General features: G+C 36.9%; 2 protein-coding genes and 4 pseudogenes. 5 read left to right on the top strand and 1 reads right to left on the bottom strand.

The features are described from left to right. The 4 genes and pseudogenes from FKZ59_RS14860 to FKZ59_RS13920 all read left to right on the top strand — a co-directional run. Positions 1–232 (top strand): annotated as a pseudogene (locus tag FKZ59_RS14860) (hypothetical protein); the annotation flags it as partial. A gap of 162 nt (positions 233–394) precedes the next feature. After that, positions 395–1,579 carry an erythromycin esterase family protein gene (locus tag FKZ59_RS13930; protein ID WP_141603352.1) on the top strand — a complete coding sequence of 395 codons (1,185 nt, stop codon included), beginning with the start codon at positions 395–397 and terminating at the stop codon, positions 1,577–1,579. 282 nt (positions 1,580–1,861) lie between these two features. Next, positions 1,862–3,017: pseudogene (locus FKZ59_RS13925) on the top strand (IS256 family transposase). A 257-nt stretch (positions 3,018–3,274) separates the two neighbouring features. Further along, a pseudogene (locus FKZ59_RS13920) lies at positions 3,275–3,811 on the top strand (IS66 family transposase); the annotation flags it as partial. A gap of 229 nt (positions 3,812–4,040) precedes the next feature. Here the strand turns inward: FKZ59_RS13920 and FKZ59_RS13915 are convergent. Further along, entirely contained in the window at positions 4,041–4,604 is a 564-nt protein-coding gene (locus tag FKZ59_RS13915; protein ID WP_141603350.1) for a hypothetical protein, read from the bottom strand. Positions 4,605–4,983: 379 nt separating this feature from the next. Here FKZ59_RS13915 and FKZ59_RS15255 point away from each other — a divergent pair. After that, a pseudogene (locus FKZ59_RS15255) lies at positions 4,984–5,349 on the top strand (DNA methyltransferase); the annotation flags it as partial. Positions 5,350–5,673 lie beyond the last annotated feature (324 nt).

Below are 5,673 nucleotides of genomic sequence, written 5' to 3'. Positions count from 1 at the left end.
GATGATGTTGGCGGGAGATATGCTCGATGACCTCGTTGATCAAGACAGCTTGGAAACCACGTGGAACAAAGCACCTCTTACAACTTCACTTCATATAGCCATAGGGTTATTGTTAGCAGGACAAAAACAATTGCGGATTTGCCTATCGATGATGAAAAAGACAAGGACCATATATTTTATGCTATACATATGGGCGTCACGTGTGACATACATGAAGAAATGGATGATTTAAAGATGAATATACCAGAATATGCTCTACACAAACCTGCATAAAAACAGCAGAATATCAGGATGACTCACTGTGAGTTAATGAGAAAGGCTCTTCGCTTACAATCTTTATGATTGAAAGAGGAATAATGAAGAATTGGACGCCGTTTTGGAAGGTGAAATTTAAATGACTACTTTATTTGTAAACGAAGTCAAAAATCAAAGTATCGATATAGGGGATATGGACCGCTATCATTTTGAGTTTCTTCAGCCGATTTTGGAACATAAACGCTTTGTCTTCCTTGGGGAGAGCAGCCATTGCGTCAAAGAATACAGTCTAGCAAAAGTAAGCCTGATTAAATATCTTCATGAAGAATTGGGGTTTCATGTACTTGCCTTTGAAAGCGAATTGGGGCCATGTATGATTGGCGATTATCTGTCTGATCAACTTGATTCTAAACGTTTTATGGCGGGTACCATTGGGCGTGTGTGGCAAAATGAATTTGTCCTCGGATTATTTGACTATATGAAAAAAATGAAGCAGGAGCGGCCGCTGTATTTTACTGGTGTGGATGTTTATCAAGGAAAAAAGGAGAATTTGTTTTCGGAATTCCTCGAGTCTTATTTAACGGGTCCGACCAAACAGAAGTTTGTCGATTTTGAAAAGCGGGCGATCGAGGTTTTGATTGCAGCCGATAAACGGAAAATCAAGCGTTCAATGCGCCAAAATATAAGGGAAGAGATGGAAAGTAAGGGCATGGAATTGATTGAGGAACTCAAACAGCATTGTTTTCCGGACAGCAAGATTTATAAAATTGTCCTCCGTACGATGGAAAATAGAGTAAATTATTTGAAAGTAACTTTAGAAAAAAGTTTCTCGAAACTTTTTGAGTATCGGGATGCATTAATGGCAAAAAACCTAGAATTTTTAGTACGGGAAATATACCCAAATGAAAAATTTATCATTTGGGCACATAACATGCATATTAGCAAAAATACTTCCGCCAAGCGCCTGTCTGCCTATAAATCGTTTGTGGAAAACCTCTCCCAAACGATTAAGGAGAAAAGTTTTGTATTGGGGTTGTATGCAAAGGAAGGCAAAATGTTGGATTATACAGGTAAGGAATATCCAATAAAAAAAACGAATAAAAAACATTTGGAAAGCCTTCTTGACCATTCCCCTTATCAAAATAGTTTTATTCAGTGCAATGGAAACTGGGCACAGAAAAAGTGGCGGGCCTATGAAGGCGGGGGAATGCCTACTTCCTTTGTACCTGCACAACAATATGATGGGATTTTATTTTTTAAATATGTTTCCCCGGCTTACTTTGAAGCTTACTTTGACGTTTCTGAGAAGAACAGAGAAGAGTAATTTGAAGCTATGAAATGATCAATGACATTGTGGAATGGTCAGCTAAAAGGTGAATTTGGAATAAATCCATTCTGTCGTGGCATTACTTAGAATTGTTTGGTCTAGAATACATCTATTATGTGTTTTGTAACACGTTCATTTATTAAAAAAGGTGATAAGATGATGTATAAAATTTTGTGTAAAGCATTTTACTAGATCAAAAGAAAAAAGGTAGGGCATTCTCTGATTTGGACCACAACACATTTCAGAGAAAGGAGTACCCTACCTATGTCTTAAAGAAGTATACCGAATGTCGACTGGGCAAATCAACTGGAAAATGCCATTCGTCAGTTTGTAAAAGAAAAATTAGAACTGATTATGCGGGAAGAAATCAAACATTTCCTCGAAATCGAACAGGCTGGAACGCCGAATATGAGAAACGGCTATTATCAGCGAAATCTAGATACGCAATATGGCCAGATGGAAGGTCTTTTGGTCCCAAGAGACCGAAATGGAGAATTCCAAACCCAATTGTTCGCTCCTTACCAACGCCGCATCGGCTGGCTCGAGGAAGCGATCATCAGGATATATCAAAGTGGCATGAGTACCCGTGAGATTGGCAAGTTTATTGAATGAATTTTAGGAAATGCTTATTCTCCAACGACGATCAGCCGGATTACCGATGTCGTTGAAGGAAGACATCGAGAAATGGCACACTCGTCCTCTACACAAGCGTTATTCCGTCTTATATTTGGATGGCTTATAACATAAAACTTCGTCTCGAAACTGTGGAGAAAGAAGTCATTTATGTGGTGTTAGGGGTGAACGAAGAAGGATATCGTGAAATTCTTGATTTCTTTGTGGGAGAACAAGAAAGTGCTTATGTATGGCAAGAAATTCTTCAAAACCTCTACCAAAGAGGCGTCAAGGAAGTGCTTCTGGGCGTATTCGATGGACTACTGGGGCTGGAGGAATCCTTTAAGGCGGTTTATCCAAAAGCCGATGTGCAGCGCTGTGTCGTTCACAAAGTCCGTAACACACTCAGCGGTGTTCGGAAAAAAGACCAATTTGAAATGGCGGAAGATTTGAAACTCATTTATCGATCTCCGAATAAAAAATTGCACTGGAGATGTCTCAACAGTTTGAGTCGAAATGGTTCAGCAAGTACCCGAGAGAAGTGGAATCTTGGGCGAATGAGTTGGATGTCCTCCTTACATGTATGGATGATCCAAGCAGTATTCGAAGTGTGATTTACACGACGAATGCCATCGAACGAACGATCAAGGAGATTCGGAAACGCCTAAAGCTGATGAACAGTTTGAGTAGTTTAGAAGCCGCGGAAAAAGTTGTGTATTTGACCATTCAAGATTTTAATGAGAAATGGGCAGGGCGAAAGTTAAGAGGATTTGCCGAAGCACAGGAAGCCCTCGAGCGAATATTTGAAGAACGTTACAATTAACCAAATAATGTAAATATCAAACCAATACGATAAGGGGATTCTCCCTTTCCACACAAGAGACTGAATATTCAGTCTCCTGTGTGGAGAAAATCAGTCCCCTATCAATTCAAATCCATTTCAGAGAAACCCTACCCCATTTACATTACACAAAATTCTTGACGGTACCACCGAAAAACCTTTATATTGAAGGCGACAACCTCGAAGTATTAAAGCTGTTGCAAAAATCGTATTTCGGCAAGATTAAAATGATCTATATCGAAGCAACCCTTCCAACTCAAGCAATCCAATACTGTAAAGAACTCTTTAAGATAGAAAGCGAGTTAGAATCCTTAACTCCTAAGGAGAGAAAAAAACAGCGTCAGGAACGGTCGAAACCGATTCTAGAGGCTTTTTGGTCATGGGTTAATGCGAATAGAGATAACTGTTTACCAAAGTCTAAACTCTATAAAGCCTTTAATTATGCTATAAATCAAAAAGAAGGTTTAATGCAATTCCTTGAGGACGGAAATATATCAATAACTAATAATCTAGCAGAGAACTCCATTCGACCATTTACTCTCGGAAGAAAAAACTGGCTGTTCTCCGGAAGTCCAGAAGGGGCCAAAGCCAGTGCTGCTGTTTATAGTATTATTGAAACGGCTAAGGCTAATGATATAAATCCTTATAATTATCTACTATATATTTTTAAATATATGCCCGGAGTTAGATTTGATGAGGAGCCAGAATGGTTGGAAGACTTCCTACCATGGCATCCAGATGTGCAGGCATTCTGTAAAAATAAAGCCAGTAAGTAATTTGAATTAATTATAAATTACTTTGCTGGCTTTTGCTATGCACTGTTTTAATTGACGCTTACGTTTCACAAGCAGAATTTAAAAAAGATATTATTTTCTAAGCCAAACGGAGGCATGAATATAATATCTTTAATATTATCGTATTTATAAGGTCTGTAAATTACACATATTTACTGTCGCCTATATTAATAGTTAATTTGTGATATATGATTCACACTCCATAAGTCTACTACATTTCCTCAAGCCGTAGTTCCTTTTGTAATAAAAAGTAATGTTTTCTATTTTTTGTGCGGCTTTCATAAATCATTTCTTCAATTTTTCTAGAATAAGATATCTCCTTTTTAACAAGTTCAATTAAAATTGATTTCTCATATTCTGATAAAACAAAACCTTTAAAACTAATCATAAAATCAAAATTAGTGCCGTGCCTAAACAATCTACCAGGCAGAGGGTAGTGCTTTCTATTTCCCAACATAATACCATACCTAATATATGGAGTTACATTTTTATGAGTCTGTGCTTTATAACTATATGTAATAGCATCATGGGTTGTAACGCTATTAATTTTAGATTCAATGATTATACGTGGCTTTATTGATTCTTTTTTCTCAAATACAAGCAAATCAGTTTCAAATGCCATTGTATGTTCCTTATCTTTTTTAAAATCTAAATCGTAGGATAAAATTTCTTGTGCATATGGAACTTTGTTTAATGTATCAAAATAAATATTATCTCCAAGGTTAGCTTCTTGGAGCAATTTTTTTATACTATTTGTCCATTCATTTTCTCTCATTTGATTTCCCCCAATTATATTTAAAACAAAGCTACAATATAAGTATACAGCATTTACTGGTTTGTTTAAATTAAAATCATTACAACCTGGTGGTTAATTGCTGTAAATTCAAGTATAATACACACTATAAAGAACCTTTTAATTTTGCCTATACTTTTTAATTATTCATTTGAAGTATAGGACGGTGTGTTCAAAAAATATAATGAAAGGAAAAGCATAGGTTACAGGTAGCTATATTGAGTGATTGTCCCTATAAATTTTGAATTCATTAAGTAATAAAAAACTAGCTAAATTCCTTCATGTCAAGGGCTTTCCTACTAAATGAAACCTACCAACATATAAATTCTTCATTATAAATTGTATCAAAGACGGTAAGAACATAGACCCGCCGTATAATACAGGGAAGGATTTTGTGTATAAAGATGATTTCCATGACAATATCAAAAATTACAAACAAGTCACGCAGCAAACAACAAAAGCGAATACGGAAACGAATGGACGGTATCATACCGATTGGTTGAATATGATGTATCCACGGTTGAAGTTGGCAAGAAATTTATTGAGAGAAGATGGCATTATATTTGTTTCTATAGATGATAGAGAAAAAGCTAATTTAAGAAAAATTATGGATGAGATTTTCGGAGAAGAAAATCTACTTTCTGAATTAGTATGGGATTTAGGAACTGGGACTCAAGCAGGACATTTTACTAGATCGCATGAGTACATTTTAACTTACGCAAAACATAAAGATAGTCTCCCCAACTTTTCAGGTGGAGATGGAGTAATTGAAGATCGAGCTACTAAAAAGATTTCAGCTAAAAATCCAGCAAGTACGTTTGATTTTCCAGCTGGAGTTAAGTTTGAAGCACCTGATGGGACGGAGTTTACAGGAGAATGGGGAGGCACAGAGAAAATTCGTCTTATAAAAGGTAGAATGATTGCCCCGAGTTCGACAGTCACTAGGCAAACAAAATGCCTCTCGCCCCTTGATACAAAAGGGATCGGAGGCATTTGGGCACACTTCGGGCGTGTATCTAGGTGCGAGGGTGGATGCCTAGAATCTTTGGAG

Source organism: Ureibacillus terrenus (assembly GCF_006569205.1).
GTDB lineage: Bacteria > Bacillota > Bacilli > Bacillales_A > Planococcaceae > Ureibacillus > Ureibacillus terrenus.
This window is presented reverse-complemented; position numbering and strand designations above follow the sequence as displayed.

Excerpts from the sequence above, each read along its gene's own strand:
- FKZ59_RS13930 (WP_141603352.1), top strand. The coding sequence starts at position 395 with ATGACTACTTTATTTGTAAACGAAGTCAAAAATCAAAGTATCGATATA.
- FKZ59_RS13915 (WP_141603350.1), bottom strand. The coding sequence starts at position 4,604 with ATGAGAGAAAATGAATGGACAAATAGTATAAAAAAATTGCTCCAAGAA.